The following is a 15,325-nucleotide window of genomic DNA, read 5'->3' on the forward strand; positions in this document are numbered from 1 at the left end:
GACGGGCGACCGCCCACGGGACCCCCTCGGATACGACCTTATACTGTATAAGGACCGAGGGCGTCGAAAGTACCAACCTTTATCTACGGGTGTGTGCGATTTACTGCCATGAGTACGACGGGAGAGCAGCGACGTTCACCGATAAAACACGACGAGGAGTTCCGCGAGCGCCTCCGCGAACTCCCGCCGAGCGCGAAGCTCGTCGCGAAAGTCCTCGAAACCGAGGAGCCCCTCTCGCAGGGCCAGCTCGCCGAGGAGTCGCTGCTGCCGGACCGAACCGTCCGCTACGCCCTCAACCGCCTCGACGAGGCCGGACTCGTCGACTCGCGCTATAGCTTCCGCGACGCGCGCAAACAGGTCTACTTCCTCGACCACTGACTCGCGTGCCCGGCGTCGAGCGCGTTCCCGTCCCCGTCGACTACCCCGTCCCGAGCGGTCGGACGAACGCGTACGTCGTCGACGACGTCCTCGTCGACCCCGCCGCGCGGTGCGCTCGACTCGACGACCTGGACGGAGTCGCGCACGTCGTCGCCACGCACACCCACGCCGACCACGTCGACGCGCTCGCGCACTACACAGAGCGGACCGGTGCGACCGTCTGGGCGTACGCGCCCTACGCCGAGCGCTTCGCCGACGCGACCGGCGTCACACCGGACCGGACCTACCGCGAGGGCGACGCCATCGGGCCGCTCGACGTCGTGGCGACCCCCGGCCACGCACCCGACCACGTCGCGTTCGCTGTCGGCGACACCTACCTCGTCGGCGACTGCGCTCGCGCCGGCGGGAGCGTCGCCATCACCGACGAGGGCGACCTGCGCGCGTCCCTCACGAGCCTCCGCCGCCTCTACGCCCGGGCGCCCGACAGGCTCTATCCGGGCCACGGCGAGCCGATACGTCGGCCCCGCGAGCGCCTCGCCGAAATCGTCGCGCACCGCCGCGAGCGCGACCGGGACGTCCTCGCCGCCGTCGCGGCCGGGGCGGGGAGCGTCCCCGAGGTCGTCGACGCCGTCTACGAGCGCGACCTCGGCGACTACCGCGGTCTCGCCGCCGCGACCGTCCGCGCGCACCTCGAGAAACTCGTCGTCGAGGACCGCGTGACGCGCGAGACGACGCGCGACGGCGTGCGGTATCGTGAGTGAGGGGACGGTGGACGCGGGAGGTTTTTCCGGGTCGCGCGCCGACGCATCGGCATGGAGCGCCTCGAAGACGAACTCGACCGCGCGCGGGAGTTGGAGGTGGCCGCGCTCGCGGACGCCATCGAGGAGATCGGCTTCGAGTGCACGCGCTGTGGCGGCTGTTGTAAGGGCCTCGGCGAGGAGCACACGGCGACGGTGTTTCCCGAGGAGGTCCGCGAGCTCGCCGACGCCGAGGAATTGGAGTGGCGCGACGTCGCGCGCCCGATGCCGTTCGGCCTCGACGCCGACGGGACCGGCGAGACGTTCGAGTGGGCCCTCCAGACCGACGACTGCGGGGATTGTGCGTTCTACGAGGAGGACGACGCGAGCGCGGCGAGCGGCGGGGACGCCGCCGACGGGGAGCGCGGGACGGGCGCGTGTACCGTCCACGAGCACCGCCCGCTCATCTGTCGGACCTACCCCTTCTCGGTCGCGCTCGGCGGGACGAGCCAGCCGATGGGCGAGGCCGTCGACGAGGCGGGGATGGTCCGCGCCCACGAGTGCGAGGGGTTGGGACGCGACATCTCGCGGGCCGACGCCGAGGAGCTCGCCGCGGCGCTCAAAGAGCGCGCCGTCACGGAGCTAGAGGAGGCAATCGCCGTGCGCGACGAGTACGACCCCATCAACGCCGGCCCGGACGAGACGGTCGTCCACGACTCCGAGGGCGCGAAACGCCCCGACGGCACGCGGTACGAGGCGGAATAGCTCTCGACGGCCGAGCGAAGTGAGGTCGGAATTTTTCGCCCATGTTTTTGCGGCGAGCGGGTAGCGGAGCTACCCCGAGTCGGAAAAAGATGGGATGGCACGCGGTACGAGGCGGAATAGCTCTCGACGGCCGAGCGAAGTGAGGTCGGAATTTTTCACCTCCGCGAGAACCGCGTTCTCGCTGATCCCGCACTCACTTCGCCGCACGGGCGACTCGTGGGTCGCCCGTGCGGCCAGCGGAACGCGACGCGTCACGCGTCGTTCGCGCGGACCATGTTTTTGCGGCGAGCGGGTAGCGGAGCTACCCCGAGTCGGAAAAAGATGGGATGGCACGCGGTACGAGGCGGAATAGCTCTCGACGGCCGAGCGACGCGAGAGGAGAGAGGGGGAGTCAGGCGTCGGCGTCGTCCTCGATGGTCTCGCCGACGGCGAAGTTGGACTTCACCTGCGTGATTTCGACCTTGACGCGGTCGCCGATTTCGACGCCGGGGACGATGATGACGTAGCCGCGCTCGACGCGCGCGATGCCGTCGCCCTGCTTGCCGATGTCCTCGATTTCGACGTATCGGATTTCGCCCTGCTCGACGGGGGGCTGTGGCCCCTCGCCGGTGGCGTCGCCGGTCGCGGGCGTGGCGCTCCCGGAGGCGGTGTCGGACGGGGCGGCGTCGCTCGCGCCGGCGTCGTCGCGCTCGATGAGCGCGACGCGATAGACCTCGCCGGGGTCGACGGCACCCGTCTCGATTTCGCTGGTCGGGACGCGGACGACGTACTCGTCGTCGCTGACAGTCACTTCGGCGTTGAACAGACAGAGGAGCTGATCGGAGATTTCCACTGTGAGACCCTCGTGGTGTCATCGGTATCGTCCATAATAGTTCTACCCCAACCCGGCCTCTGCCCCGGTGTCCGAGGCCGGTGTCGGCCCCTACCCGCGGGTGAAGCGCGCGAGGTCGGCGTCGCCGGGGGCCTCGCTCGGTGCCTCGTAGGGGCGGTTGACGACGATGTCGCCCGCGGTGCCGGAGCCGACGCCGGGGAGCGCGCGGAGTTCGTCCATCGACGCCGCGTTGAGGTCGAGTGGGTAGGGGACGCCGGTGACGGAGCGATAGCCGTGGTCGGTGACGGCGACGTCGGTGACGGTCCCGAGTTCGCGCTCGCCGGGGACGGCGACGAGGAGCGCGTACGTGCCGAGCGAGCGCCCGAACGTCTTGCCGTCCTGGTGGTACTCGAAGTGGACGTCCTCCAATACGGTGCCGGGCGGACAGACGCGTTCGAGCATCGGCTGGTCGACGTCCTCGCGGACCGCGCTCTTGTACCGCTTGAAGCGCTGTTTGTTCGCCCGCGCGACGTCCGCGCCCGTCTCCGCCATCTCGGTGCCCTCGAAGGCCATCACCTGCCGGATGTTGATGCGCCGGAGCATCAGCCCCTCCTCCAGGACGCGTTCGAGGAAGCGCTTGTTGTGCTCGTAGGTCTCCTCGCGTTCGCCCTTCAGGCCGTGCAGGAGGTTGATGCCGGGGAGGAGCTTCGGGAGGCGCTCGACGTCGTCGCCCGTCGAGGGCCCGACGCGCTCGTCGTCGCCGGGCCGCCAGCCGCCCTCCTCGTTGACGATGCGGACGGCCTCCAGGCACTCGTCGGCGTCCACGAGGAGGTTGTTCTCCTCTTGGACGACGGGGTCGGCGGATTCGAGGCCGAACGCCGCGGTGTCGCCGGGCGTGTTGTGCTCGGCGATGACCCGAATTGCCTCCCGCGACTGCTCGGGGTAGTCCACGATGGTCACGGGGTTCATGTTGTCGAGGTGGAGTGTCCCGAGGTCGGGGACGGCCTCGCGGATGCCCCCGTAGAGCGCGCGGAGGGCGTCGGGGTTCGGGGCCTCGCCGTCGCCGCCGTAGGCGAGGATGTCCGCCTGCCGGCCGATGCGGTAGTCGTTCACGCCGGCGTCGGCGAGCGCCGCGACCTCCGAGACGACGGAGTCGGGCGTCCGGAAGTCCGGGTCGCCGTACATCGGCTCCGTGCAAAAGGAACAGCGGTAGGCGCACCCCCGCGAGGTCTCCAGTTCCGCGATGAGGTAGTCGGGGTGGTTGGGGTGTTGCTCGACGACGAACGCGCCCGCCTCGGCCCACCGGTCGAGTTCGTCGTTGTCCCGGTAGCGGTCCTCGAAGCCCTCGAGGCCGCTTGCGACGAGGTCGTGGGCGGCGGCCTCGACGTCCGCCATGGCGAGGAAGTCGAAGTCGAGGTCGTCGCGCGCCATGTCCTGCGCGCCGGCGTTCTCCTCGCCGACGCCGAAGCGAATCGGGCCGCCCATCAGGCTCGTGCCGTCCGCGGTCCACGCGAGCTCGCGCACCTCGTCGGGTTCGGCGGGCGTCCCGCCCACGTACTTCCCGGGGACGGTCATCCCGCCGAGGTAGATCATCAGGTCGGCGCGCTCGACGTCCAGCCAGCGCGAGCGGTCCTCGCGGAGCGCGTCGATGGTGTGGTAGGTGATCCGCTCCGGGGGGACGCCCGCGTCGACGAGCGCGCCCGCCGTGTAGCGCGGATACGTGGAGATGTACGGCGGCACCCCGAAGTGGGCCGGCTCGTCGACGTAGCCGTCCACGATGGTCACGTCGAGGGTCGCGGGGTCGGTCATGGGCGGGGAAGGGGTTCGACGCGTAAAAACGCGCCCGTCCCGGCGCGCCGCACGCGGACCGGCCGGACTCGCGGAAGCCCGCGCGTTTATTGGCCCCGCGGGCGAACGCGGGAGTATGCCCGCGACGATGGAAGTCGAGTGTACGGCGGACGACTGCGAGCTCGACATGGCGGAACTCCACTACACGTACGACGTGCCGGACGACGTCTCGACCGCCGACCTCCGGTGTCCCTACTGCGGGTCGGAGACGTCCCTCGAAGAGATAGAGCTGTGAGCGACCTCGTGACGTACGGCGAGGCCGCGAGCCGCGCCGTCCTGAAGCGCGTCGGTCGCGCGATGAGCCGCGTCCAAGAGCGCACCCCGCTGGCCGTCGACGTCCTGGAGAGCGACGACGAGTACCTCCTCGTCTTCGACGCGCCGGGCGTCGAGACGCGCGACGTCGAGGTCACGGCCGAGGACGGCGGCGTCACCGTCCACATCGACCGCTACCGGGAGTACCGCGACGGCTTCCGGACGCTGCTCGCCGGCCGCGGCCTCGCGCTCGACGGCCACGCCGACCTCCCGGCGGACGCCGCGGTGTCCGATCCCGACACGCGCGCCGAACTCCGAGATGACGGCACGCTCCACGTCTACGTGCCGAAGGGCGACGCCGTCGCCATCGAGTAGCGCGACACCCGACGACTCCCGCCAACGCCGAGCGCGCGGCGTCCCGGAATCGCCGCGCCCGCCGCGCTCAGAACCGCGTCGGGTCGAAGGCGCCGACGCCGTCGCGCTCCCCCAACACGTCTTCCGCGAGGCGCTCGCCGGCGGCGGGCGCGCGCATCAGCCCGTGGCCGTTCCAGCCCGCGCCGACGTAGAGGCCGTCCGCGAGTTCGCCGAGCAGCGGGTCGTTGTCCGGCGTCCGCGCGCAGACCCCCGCCCACGAGCGCCGGACCGGGACGCGCGCGTTCACGACGCGGTCGCGGAGCCGGTCGGTGAGCCGGTCGCGGAAGTCGTCGTCCGCGTCGCGGTCGTAGTCGTCGGGGTCGGCCGGCGTCGTGACGCCGTCGCCCGCGATGACCCCCTGCGGGTGCGGCCGGGCGTAGTAGTCCCGCGTCGCGTCGTAGAGGATGGGTATCGCCGGCCCGCCGGTGACGGCCGCCTGCACGCGGTACGGTTCGAGGGGCACCGAGACGCCGGCGTCCGCGAGTACCTCGCCCGTCCACGCGCCCGCAGCGACGACGACCGCGTCGTAGGCCGTCCCGTTCACCCGCGGCGGGTCGAGTGCGACCGCGGCGGGCGCGTCGGTCCGCAGCGTCGCGCCCGCCTCGCGCGCCTTCGCCGCGAGCAGGTCGACGTACCCCTCGGGGTCGACCGTGCCCGCCGTCCGCGCGAGGCCGGCGGCGACCACGTCGTCCGCCCGGAGCACCGGAAACCGGCGTCTGATGGCGTCGCTCTCGACGAGTTCGACGTCGCGGTCGTGGTGGTGCATCCGCTCGACCTGCTCGCGTATCGCGCCCGCGGCCGCCCCGCCCTCCGTGACGAACCAGAGGTAGGGCGCGTGCGCGAAGCGGAAGTCGCGCTCGCCCGAGAAGGCCCGGAAGCGCTCGATGGCGCGCTCGGCGAGCGCGACGTCGACGTCCTCGGCGTAGGCGTCATAGGCGATGCCGGCCGCGCGCGCCGTGCTCCCCGCGCCGAGGGCGTCGCGCTCGTACAGCGTCACGTCCGCGTCGCGGCGCGCGAGGTCGTAGGCGGCCGTGAGCCCGACGGCACCGCCGCCGACGACCGCGACCGAGCGCGCCGTCATCGCGGCCACCCCGTCGAGGCGCGACCACCCGCGGAGGCGGCCCGCCGTCCGTCGCCCGCGCGCCCGTCACCCGCGCGTCCGAGTCCGTGCATACGCATCGGTGACGTGGCGGCCACTTCAACGTACGCGGGTTCGACGCGGCGGGCGAAATAGCGGGACTGGCACTGTGAGGCCATCACTTTCACTTTCACCGCGCGCACGGGTGAGTTATTAGCAATCCCGGGGTGTAGGCCGGTGTATGAGCGTCGATGGTGCGGCGGTCGTCGGGGAGTCGAGTCGTGAGGAGGCGCGGATCGACGTCACGGAGACGTCGTTCGCGTGGGTGCGCTCGTTCGTCCGCGGGCGCGACGCGCACTTCGAGCGCGACGGCGAGAAGACGTACCTCGTCCTCGACTAGCGGAAGGCGTCGGGGCCGCGGGCGGGGTAGCCGACGACGGTGTCCGCACCGGCCTCTTTCAGTTCCGCGACGCGGTCGCCGACCGTCTCGGCGTCGCCGACGAGCGCGTAGTCGCGCACGGCGGCCGAGAGCACTTCGCGGGCGCGACCCGTCGCCGAGCCGTCCGTCGCCGCGTCGTCGGGGAGCGCGCGTCGAACGGGCCCGCGGCGGGCGGTGTAGTCGCCGACCGCGTCGAGGATGGCGTCCTCGTCGTCGTCGAGCACCACGGGCGCGTAGAGCGACACCTGCCCCTCGTAGCCCGCGGCGCGGAGCGCGCTGAGGTCGCGGTCCGTCGAGCGCGAGAGCAACTCGAACTGGCCGGCACCGGTGGCGAGCGCGACGCGCTCGATTCCCGCGGTGCCGACCCACGCGTCCGGGTGGGCCTCGACGGCCGCGCCGAGGCGCGGCGCGATGCGCTTGTCCCGCTCGTCGTCGTCGAGGTACGCGCCGTGGCCGGCGACGAGGACGCGGCCCGCCTCGGCCGGGAGCGACGCGGCGAGCGAGTCGTCGCCGAGCGGGTCGAAGCCCGCCGCGCGGACGGGCGTGGTGAGCCGGAGGTCGCGGGCGGCCGCGATGTCCGCGAGGACGTCGGACTCCGGGAGGTGTTCGCGGCCCTCGTAGTCGACGACGACCGTGTCGAAGGGGAGGTCGGCGGCGACGCTGACGTCGCACTCCATCGGCTTCAGCGCCACCGCATCAATACCGGTCTCGCGGGCGCGGGCCGTCGCGCTCAACGTGCCGTCCCCTCCGTGTCGGCGGCTCGGCGTGACTCGTTCACGGGTGAGAACTCAGAACGGTGCTGGAACGCGACCACTCGTCTGGACGACCATGTACACGCGTACTAGGCCGCGTCACCGGCAAAAGCGTAGCGGATTCAGGGCTCGGCGTCGGGGTCGACGACCCGGTCCGGCGTCGTCGGGCGCTCCCACCCGCAGGCGAGTTCGAGGAACTGCGCGAGGATGCGCCCGGTCGCCCCCCAGACCGTGTAGCCGCCGACGCGGAAGAAGTGGACGTCGAGTTCGCCGTACTCGGGGTGGTCGCGGCGCTCCAGCTCGTGGTTCGTGGGCTCAAGCAGCCCCGCGAGCGGGAGGACGGCGATCTCCGCGACCTCGCGGCGGTCCGGGTCGTACTCGCGGTCGGGGACGCGGGCGACGACCGGCGTGATCGCGTAGTCCGTCACGGTCTCGATGTCGTCGAGGCGGCCGACGACGCGCGCCTCCTCGGGCCGGAGGCCGATCTCCTCGTCGGCCTCGCGGAGCGCCGTCGCGGTCGCGTCGGCGTCGCTCGGCTCGCGGCCGCCGCCGGGGAAGCTCATCTGCCCGGGGTGTTCGCCGAGGTGGTCCGCGCGCTTCGTGAAGAGCAGCGCGGGGCCGTCGGCGCGCTCGACGACCGGCACGAGGACGGCCGCCTCGCGCGCCGCGTCCGCGGTCGTCTCGGGACGGCGGGTGGCGATGCGACCGAGGTCCATACGGATGTGCAGACACCTCGCCCCCTTAATCGTTCCTCGGGGCGCGTCACCGCGCGTCGGCGATGCGCTCGCGGACGTCCGCGAAGTCCGTGCCCGTCAGCGCCGCGGCGTCGTACGTGACGTCGATGAGCACCGCGGGGTCGGGCGGTTCGACGTCGCGTTCGGCATCGGCGTCGCCGTCCTCACCATCCGCCGCTTCGTCGCCCTCGTCGGCATCGTCGAGCGCGGCCACGTCGGCCGCGAGGCGCGCGCGGAGCGCCGTCTCGACGACGTCGCGCGGCACGTCGCGCCGCGGCGCGTCGAGCAGGTGCGGGAGGTCCTCACCACCGGAGGGGAGCGTCGGGAACGCCCGCGGGCCGGGGACGAGGAGCGATTCGTCGGCGTCGACCCCGTCGATACCGCCCGAATCGACGTCGAGGAGCGCGTACGCCGCGCGGGCGTCCGCGACGGCCGCCTCGTGCGCCGCGGGGTCGTGGTCGCCGCCGCGGCGGGCGGCGAGGTCCGCGACGGCGCCGGCGAGTTCGTCGCGCGTCAGGCCGCCGAAGAGGTCGCAGACGCCCGCGAGTTCGTCCGGGTCGAGGGGCATGGTCACTTCACCGTGCGCGTCGCGGGCGCTTCAACGTACCGCGTCGAGGTCCGCCGCGGCGGCCTCGCGCACCTCCGCGGTCGAGAGCGGCGCGTCGTCCCACGCGGGGAGGCGGGTGTCGGGGCCGGGCGCGCGCACCGCGGCGCGGTACGTCTCGACCTGCTCGCGCTCGGCGGCGGCGTCGTGCTCGAAGCCGTTGAACGTCGCGTCGGCCGCGTAGCCGCGCTCGAAGCGCTCCGCGGCCGCGACGTAGCGCTCGGGCAGGGTGTCGTAGTCGGGGTCGACGCCCGCCTCCTCGACGACGCGGAGGAGCGCGTCGCCGACGCCCTCGCTCATGTCGCCGAGCCCCGTGGGCCCCGAGACGGCGCGGTGGTCGTGCTCGTAGAAGCCGAGGTCGACCTGCGCGACGCCGTCGGGGCCGGTCGTCCGATAGGCCTCGCCGAGCGTCCCGACTTCGAGCCCCCAGCGCCGCTGGACGCGCAGCGAGCGCGCGACGTCGCCCGTCATCGCGCACTCGCCGGCGAGCGCGTAGCGGAACGCGCCGAGGTAGTCGAGGACCTCGTGGTCGTGGGCGTCGGCGAGCGCCGCGACCAGGGGCTCGTAGAAGAGCCGGAAGAGCCGCCCGTAGAGCCGGCCGGACTCCACGCGGGCGTAGTACCCCTTCGTGAAGTCGAAGTCGCCGGCGAGCGGCGCGAGGAGCTTCGGGACGTCGCGTTCGTCGTAGCTCTCCGCGTCCGCGTCGTGGAGGGCGACGTAGTCGGCGTCGGCGGCGAGCCCGAGCGCCAGCCAGACGTCCCGGCCCTTCCCCGCCGCGCCGTCGAGGCCGGCGGCGTCGAGCAGGTCGGCGAGGCGCGGCCCCGAACACCAGAGCACTTCCAGGGGGAGGTCGAAGCCGTCGAGCCACTCGCAGAAGGCCGGGACGCGCTCTGCGGGCGCGCGCAGCGGCACGAGCACGCGCTCGGGGTCGAGCGACGCGAGCGTCGAGAGGACGCCCTCCGCGGCCAGTCCCGCGTACTCCCGCTCGGTCATCGGGACGACGACCGTCGCGCGGCCCACCGGGGCGTCGGGGTCCGCCCCGCCGTAGTCGTGGAGCGTCGCCACCCGCTCCTGCGTGTAGTCCATGGGCGAGCGTGCGCGCGCCGACGGCAAAAGTCGGGCGAAGCGGGCGCTAGTTACCGGCGCGGTACGCGCGGACCGCGTCGGCGTACCCCTCACGGTAGGTCGGATACGCGTACTCGTAGCCGAGGTCGCGGAGGCGCGCGTTCGAGCAGCGCTTGCTCGTCGTGAGCCGCCGCCGCGCGGCCTCCGAGAGGTCGCCGTCGGCGAGGCGTTCGTCGCGCGAGACCGTCTCGGGGCGCGCGACGCCGCAGGCGTCGGCCAGCCAGGCCGCGAGCTCCCGGCGGTCGACGGGTTCGTCGTCGACCGCGAGCAACAGCGGTTCGTCCGTCTCGGTCAGCGCGAAGCGGACGACCCCCGCGGCGTCGTCGCGGTGGAGCATATTCAGATATCCCTCGACGACCGAGCCCGTCGTGTAGCGCTCCAGCCGGTAGCGCTCGGGGCCGTAGAGGCCGGCGAAGCGGACGACGCGACCCGCCATCCCGTGCGCCGCGGGGCGCTCGCGGGCGACGCGCTCGGCCTCGACGAGCACCTCCGTCTTCTCCGTGGTCGGTTCGAGGGGCGTGTCCTCGTCCACCCACGCCCCGCCGTGGTCGCCGTAGACGCCCGTGCTCGACGTGTAGACGAACTGGTCGGGGGCGCGCTCGCGCTCGCCGAAGGCGTCGATGGCGGTCCGAAGGCCCTCGACGTAGACGCGCCGGGCGGCGTCGGCGTCGCGCCCGCCGGAGGAGGCCGCGAAGACGACCGCGTCGGCGTCCGGGACGTCGTCGAGGCTCGCGGCGTCCGTCACGTCCGCGCGGATGGCGTCGAAGCCCGCCTCGCGTATCGCCGCGAGCCCGTCGTCCGAGCGCCGGACGCCGACCGGGTCGTGGCCGGCCGCGGCGAGCTGACGGCCGAGTTCGAGGCCGACGTAGCCGCAGCCGAGGATTGCGACCCGCATCGTCACCAGGGGTTCTCGACCGCGAGGTGGCGGACGACCCGCGCGTACTCCGCGAGCGTCATCTCGCGGCGGCCTTCGACCTTCTGCTGGAGCTCCTTCGGGTCGAGGTCGGTCTCGATGGCGCGCTGGAGCGCGCCGATGTCGACGACCGCGGAGCTCATCTGGAGCATCAGGTGGTCTCGGACTTCGAGGAGGTAGTCGTCGGCCGCGGGGTAGTCCGGCGAGCAGGAGAGGACCGCGGCGGCCTCGGCGAGCGTCACGGAATCGGGGTCGTCGACGACGGCCGCGACGCGCTCGGCCGAGAGGTCGGTCTCCGCGGCGACGGCCTCGGCGCCACGCTCCTCGACGACGGCGGTCAGCGCCGCCAGATACTGCGTCCGGAGCGACTCGGGCGCGGTCGCCTCGGGCTCGGCGATCTCGTCTGTGAGCATACCCGCGCTTGGCGCTCGGGCTAAATGGGGTTTCTCACTCGTCGCGCACCGTCCATCCCGCCGAGGTCTCGGTCATCCGGCCGACGTCGCCGACGCCGCGCGGGCCCGGCGGGACGACCGCGACGACGCCCGTCCGATACCCGAAGTCGATGCGCCGGTTCCGCCCGAGGCGCTCCGCGCGGCCGTCGCCGTCCACGTCGAGCGTCACGGGGGCGTTCGCGCGGACGTAGCGCAGCGAGCCGTCGGCGACGCCCGGCCGGCCGAGCGGCACGGCGACCGCGAAGCGCGCGTAGCCCCCGCGGGCCGCGACGTGCCACGCGTTCGCGGTGACGTACCACTGGCCGGGGAGGGGCAGGAGCGGCAGGCCCGAGGGGAGGAGCGCGAGCGTCGAACGCGCCAGCGCGCGCTCGGCGGCCGTCCCGACCGCGTCCGACGCGGTCCCCACGACACGCTCCCGGACCGGGTCGACGGCCGACCCGCCGACGACGAGGGCGGTCCCGGACTGCCGGTCGCGGACGGCGTGGCCGAGTCGCGCGGCGAGGAATCCCGGCCTCGCGGCACCCCGGGCGGCCGCCTCGTCGGCGAGCGCCGCGGGGAGCGAGCCGTTGGCGACCGCGAGCGCGCGCGTCCCGGGCGTCGACCAGCGCGCGAACGCGGCGTCGAGGGCGCGCTCCCGGGCCGCCGAGGGAAGCGTCGTGTGTCGCCGGAGCGTCGCCGCCATCGTCTCGCGCGCCGTGGCGCTCGCCCCGACGACCGCGTGTTCGAGCGCCGCGCGTTCGACTCCGGCCCGCTCGGCCGCGGACAGGGTTTGGGCGGCCACGGCGTACGAGACCGGTTCGGCGTGGCCCGTCCGTAGGAAGGCGAACACCCGCTCGACGATGTCCGCCGACGGCACCGTGAACAGGTTGTCGTTGCGGGCGGCGAGCGGGTAAGCGGGGTCCGCGACCGGCGCGTCCGCGGGCGTCACGCGGGCGAGCGAGAGGTACGCGGGGTCGGCGGAGACGGTCATCGGGACGGGTGGGGCGTCCGGACCGGCGAGGGCCGGCGGCGTGACGGCCACGCCGCTCCCGGTCAGTCGCTCGCGGAGCGCGGTCTGCGCCGTCGCCAGCGTCGAGCGCCGCGCGGCGACCGTCTCCCGCACCCGGTCGGCGTAGGCGGCACGGGCGAGCGCACCGGCGCGTTCGTCGACGGTCGGCGACGCCGGCATCCCCGCGACGGTCGCGTCGACGGCGGGCGGGAGGTCGGCGAGCGGGTCGCCGTCGAGGAACACACGGCGCTCCGCGTGCGTGGTGACGTTCCGGAGCGCCGCGTGCGTCCGCCCGAGGGCGTCGAGGACCGCGCGGCGGCGCGACGCGGGCACGTCGGGGTGGACGACGAATCGGGTGTCGAGCGTCCCGGCGACGGCGCGGCGCGCGAGCGAGCGGCCGAGCGCGTCGTCGATGGCGCGCCGGACCGCACGCTCGCGGACCCACGACGGGCCGTCGCTCACGTCGGGCAGGCCGCGTCCGGTCACGGGGCGCGCGCCGACGACGACGGCGACCCGGTAGCTCTCGTTGCCGACGGTGACCGAGCGCGAGGACGAGTCGACGCGCGTGTACCCCCGCGAAACGGCGGGCGTCGGCGGGCGGCCGTCGCTCGACACGCGGACGCCGAGACGGACGGCGACGGCGTACGCGCGCCGTATCGTCCCGTCGAGCGAGTCGTGACCGTCGCCGTCGCTGAAGGCGACGAGCGCGTCGTCCGCGGCGGGTTCGAGGGGCACCGGCTGGGGGTTCGCGGTCCCGGGGTCGACCCGCGAGAGCGCCTCGTTGGCGAGGGCCGCGCCGGTCCCGTTCCGTCCGTCGGCGGTCGCCCGCGCGCCGGCGAGCAGGTCCTTCGCCGCGACCGTGACGGCCGCGCGACGCGTCGCGCTGACGCCGAGCGGGTCCGCGCTCCCGAAGGTCGCGCGTTCGAGCGAGAGGACGCCGCGGTTCGTGGCGAGCGCGACGTGGCGGTTCGCCACGACGTTGGTGATCGGCGCGCCGCCGTACTGCGCGAGCCCCCGCGCCTCCGCGAGCGCGGTGAGCGAGACGGTGGCGCGACGCGCGAGGCCGGGACCGTCGGCGACGCCGCGGTCGAGGCGCGTTTCGAACACGCCGACGCGCTCGTGGACGGCGAGGACCGGCGTCGGCGCGGTGACGGTGATGGAGCGCTCGCGCGACTCGACGACGGCGCGTGCGCGGGTGGCGACGACGCGGACGCCGTCGATGCGGACGCGGAGCGCGGTGTCGCTCTCGACGCCGGTGAGCGTCACGCGGTCGATAGCAGCGTCGGCGTCCGCGGGCGAGTCGATTTCGGGGAGCGATGCCGTCGCGGTGACGCCGTCGAGCGTGACGGCGCTCGCGGGAAGCGCGTCCGCGACCGCGAGGTAGACGCGGAGGCGGAGGGCGTCCCGGAAGGGGTCGGAGGCGTTCAGGACGCGGCCGTAGGGCGTGTCGGCGCGTTCGAGCACCGGGTGCCGAGCAGCGTCGACGCTCGCGCGCAGCACGGCGCGCTCGGTCGCGGCGTGGGTCGCCGTCCACGACGCGTCGAGGGCGGGCCCGGCGTCGTACCCCGACGGCGCGGGCCGGCCGGCGATGCCGGCACCGAGCGCCGCGCTGGTGAGCAGGAGAAGCGCACCGATGACGGCGAACGGGACGCGACCGCGCTGGTCCGGGAAGGGGTCGAGCTTCACCGCGACCACGTCCGGAGGGTGAGGTGGACGGGCGCGTCGCCGCACGCGGGTCGCTCGCCGGTCGGCACCACGAACGTCACGGCGTCGACGGCGACGCCGGGCGGTGGCGTCGCCCCGGCGGTGAGCGTCGTCGCGCGACACGGGCCGTCGGGCCGCCACGACGCCGTGAGCGACGCGCGACCGGAGGCGTTGGCGAGGCGGCGGGCGGCGGCGCGTTCGACCGCCGCGACGTAGCCGGGCGGGGCAGTGTCGCCGCCGCGCGCGACGGCGGCGTCGGCGAACAGCGCGGCGACCGAGCCACGAACCGGAGCGCCATCGACGGGCACGGTGGCGGTGCTGTCGAGCGCGGCGCGCGCCGTCGCGGCGGGCGCGGTGTCGGCCGCCGGCGTCGGCGGCGCGATTCCGGCGAGCGTGACGACGGCCCCACCGACCAGGAGGACGCAGACGGCGACGTCGAGGACGGTACTGAGCCCGCGCGAGCGCGTCACGGCCACACCGCCACGGTGAGTCGCCCCGGTCTGACGCGGTCGGGGCCGACGCGGACCGGGAGGGGTGCAGCGGCGACGTCGGCGCGGCGCGGGCGGGGCGGCCCGACGGTCCAGACGCGCGTCGGCGTGCGGAGCGTCGCGTTCAGCGAACCGGTGTGCGAGAGCGTACGGACCGCGGGGCGGAGCGTCGCGGGGTCGGCCGGCCCCGGGCCGAGGTCGGCGACGAGGGCGGCGAGCGCGTCGTCATCGGCCGTCGTCGGCGTCGCGTGGCCGGTCGGGACGGCCGCGTAGGCGGACGCGTAGACGCCGAGCGCGATAGTGAGCGCGAGGACGGCGGCGAGCGCGGCGGTCGGTTCGACCTGCGCCCTACCCGAGGAGCGTGACATCGCCACCCCCGAGACGAACGCGGCGAGCGGTCAGCGAGTCGGCGCACGGCCGCCAGCCGGCCTCGGTGCCCGAGGCACGGGCGCGGCGGACGTCGGCGCGGAAGTCCCCGAGCGTGGGGTAGACGACGCTCGGCGACGCTCCCCGGAGGACGCGGCGGAGCGCGGGGGTGTCGGCGGGCGTGATCGGGCGCGCGAACGTCGCGTGCGTGGTGCCGGCGTCGTTGCGGAGCGCGACGCTCGCGGAGCGGACGCGGACGGTCGTCGCGGTCGTCGGGACGGTGCGCGCGGCGGCGTGGTCGCCGGCCGTGACGGCGTCGGCGGCGTTGGCGACGGCGGTCGCGTCCGGCGTCGGTGTGCTCGGGACGGCGGCGACGGCCGCGAGCGCGGTTCCGGCGACGAGCGTGAGGGCGACCCACGTCGGGAGCGCGTCGCCCTGCGTGTCGAACATGGACCCGGGTGAGCCGCCATCGCGTAA

Annotated in this window: 19 protein-coding genes; 6 read left to right on the forward strand and 13 right to left on the reverse strand. The window is 74.2% G+C overall.

What is annotated here, in order from left to right:
• The first annotated feature begins 108 nt into the window (after positions 1–108).
• Genes IEX84_RS09140 through IEX84_RS09150 form a run of 3 tightly spaced genes read left to right on the forward strand, consistent with a single transcriptional unit; the run spans position 109 to position 1,880 of the window.
• A complete protein-coding gene (locus tag IEX84_RS09140; RefSeq protein WP_188872130.1) occupies positions 109–378 on the forward strand; it encodes a MarR family transcriptional regulator in 270 nt (89 codons plus the stop codon).
• 5 nt (positions 379–383) lie between these two features.
• Positions 384–1,139 carry an MBL fold metallo-hydrolase gene (locus IEX84_RS09145; RefSeq protein ID WP_188872132.1) on the forward strand — a complete coding sequence of 252 codons (756 nt, stop codon included), beginning with the start codon at positions 384–386 and terminating at the stop codon, positions 1,137–1,139.
• 51 nt (positions 1,140–1,190) lie between these two features.
• Complete coding sequence (locus IEX84_RS09150) at positions 1,191–1,880, forward strand: YkgJ family cysteine cluster protein (protein WP_188872134.1); 690 nt, start codon at positions 1,191–1,193, stop codon at positions 1,878–1,880.
• A gap of 391 nt (positions 1,881–2,271) precedes the next feature.
• Here the strand turns inward: IEX84_RS09150 and IEX84_RS09155 are convergent, their stop codons facing one another.
• Together IEX84_RS09155 and IEX84_RS09160 are read right to left on the reverse strand one after the other, a co-directional pair.
• Positions 2,272–2,712, reverse strand: a complete 441-nt coding sequence (locus IEX84_RS09155) for a TRAM domain-containing protein (RefSeq protein ID WP_188872136.1) — start codon at positions 2,710–2,712, stop codon at positions 2,272–2,274.
• 90 nt (positions 2,713–2,802) lie between these two features.
• On the reverse strand, positions 2,803–4,500 hold the full coding sequence (locus IEX84_RS09160; protein WP_188872138.1) for a radical SAM protein: 1,698 nt from the start codon (positions 4,498–4,500) through the stop codon (positions 2,803–2,805).
• Between the two features lie 115 nt (positions 4,501–4,615).
• Here IEX84_RS09160 and IEX84_RS09165 point away from each other — a divergent pair, with 115 nt between their 5' ends.
• Together IEX84_RS09165 and IEX84_RS09170 are read left to right on the forward strand one after the other, a co-directional pair.
• Positions 4,616–4,774, forward strand: coding sequence for a DUF7559 family protein (locus IEX84_RS09165; protein WP_188872140.1), 159 nt, complete (start codon positions 4,616–4,618; stop codon positions 4,772–4,774).
• Positions 4,771–5,166 (forward strand): Hsp20/alpha crystallin family protein, encoded by a 396-nt coding sequence (locus tag IEX84_RS09170; RefSeq protein WP_229732347.1) that lies wholly within the window; start codon positions 4,771–4,773, stop codon positions 5,164–5,166. The genes IEX84_RS09165 and IEX84_RS09170 overlap by 4 nt, the downstream gene beginning before the upstream one ends.
• A 67-nt stretch (positions 5,167–5,233) precedes the next feature.
• On the opposite strand, the gene IEX84_RS09175 is transcribed toward IEX84_RS09170, so the two are convergent.
• Positions 5,234–6,286 carry an NAD(P)/FAD-dependent oxidoreductase gene (locus IEX84_RS09175; RefSeq protein WP_188872143.1) on the reverse strand — a complete coding sequence of 351 codons (1,053 nt, stop codon included), beginning with the start codon at positions 6,284–6,286 and terminating at the stop codon, positions 5,234–5,236.
• A gap of 238 nt (positions 6,287–6,524) precedes the next feature.
• Here IEX84_RS09175 and IEX84_RS09180 point away from each other — a divergent pair, with 238 nt between their 5' ends.
• Positions 6,525–6,683 (forward strand): hypothetical protein, encoded by a 159-nt coding sequence (locus IEX84_RS09180; protein WP_188872145.1) that lies wholly within the window; start codon positions 6,525–6,527, stop codon positions 6,681–6,683.
• On the opposite strand, the gene IEX84_RS09185 is transcribed toward IEX84_RS09180, so the two are convergent.
• The 10 genes from IEX84_RS09185 to IEX84_RS09230 form a co-directional block, all read right to left on the reverse strand.
• Positions 6,680–7,456 carry a DUF7388 family protein gene (locus tag IEX84_RS09185; RefSeq protein ID WP_425342209.1) on the reverse strand — a complete coding sequence of 259 codons (777 nt, stop codon included), beginning with the start codon at positions 7,454–7,456 and terminating at the stop codon, positions 6,680–6,682. The two genes, IEX84_RS09180 and IEX84_RS09185, sit on opposite strands and share 4 nt — an antisense overlap.
• A gap of 140 nt (positions 7,457–7,596) precedes the next feature.
• Positions 7,597–8,190, reverse strand: a complete 594-nt coding sequence (locus IEX84_RS09190) for an NUDIX hydrolase (protein WP_188872147.1) — start codon at positions 8,188–8,190, stop codon at positions 7,597–7,599.
• Between the two features lie 46 nt (positions 8,191–8,236).
• Positions 8,237–8,776 carry a DUF7109 family protein gene (locus IEX84_RS09195; RefSeq protein ID WP_188872148.1) on the reverse strand — a complete coding sequence of 180 codons (540 nt, stop codon included), beginning with the start codon at positions 8,774–8,776 and terminating at the stop codon, positions 8,237–8,239.
• A 30-nt stretch (positions 8,777–8,806) separates the two neighbouring features.
• The gene (locus IEX84_RS09200) at positions 8,807–9,898 is read right to left on the reverse strand and encodes a glycosyltransferase family protein (RefSeq protein WP_188872149.1); all 1,092 of its coding nucleotides are present in this window, start codon (positions 9,896–9,898) and stop codon (positions 8,807–8,809) included.
• A gap of 46 nt (positions 9,899–9,944) precedes the next feature.
• Entirely contained in the window at positions 9,945–10,832 is an 888-nt protein-coding gene (locus IEX84_RS09205; protein WP_188872569.1) for an SDR family oxidoreductase, read from the reverse strand.
• Positions 10,833–10,834: 2 nt separating this feature from the next.
• Entirely contained in the window at positions 10,835–11,263 is a 429-nt protein-coding gene (locus IEX84_RS09210) for a DUF5791 family protein (protein WP_188872151.1), read from the reverse strand.
• A gap of 34 nt (positions 11,264–11,297) precedes the next feature.
• The gene (locus IEX84_RS09215; protein ID WP_188872153.1) at positions 11,298–13,976 is read right to left on the reverse strand and encodes a DUF7286 family protein; all 2,679 of its coding nucleotides are present in this window, start codon (positions 13,974–13,976) and stop codon (positions 11,298–11,300) included.
• On the reverse strand, positions 13,973–14,464 hold the full coding sequence (locus tag IEX84_RS09220) for a DUF7284 family protein (RefSeq protein ID WP_188872155.1): 492 nt from the start codon (positions 14,462–14,464) through the stop codon (positions 13,973–13,975). The genes IEX84_RS09215 and IEX84_RS09220 overlap by 4 nt, the downstream gene beginning before the upstream one ends.
• Positions 14,461–14,850, reverse strand: coding sequence for a DUF7285 family protein (locus IEX84_RS09225; protein ID WP_188872157.1), 390 nt, complete (start codon positions 14,848–14,850; stop codon positions 14,461–14,463). Before IEX84_RS09225 ends, IEX84_RS09220 begins: the two co-directional genes overlap by 4 nt.
• Positions 14,831–15,298 (reverse strand): DUF7283 family protein, encoded by a 468-nt coding sequence (locus tag IEX84_RS09230; RefSeq protein ID WP_188872159.1) that lies wholly within the window; start codon positions 15,296–15,298, stop codon positions 14,831–14,833. Before IEX84_RS09230 ends, IEX84_RS09225 begins: the two co-directional genes overlap by 20 nt.
• Positions 15,299–15,325 lie beyond the last annotated feature (27 nt).

The organism is Halarchaeum rubridurum, assembly GCF_014647115.1.
Taxonomy (GTDB): domain Archaea; phylum Halobacteriota; class Halobacteria; order Halobacteriales; family Halobacteriaceae; genus Halarchaeum; species Halarchaeum rubridurum.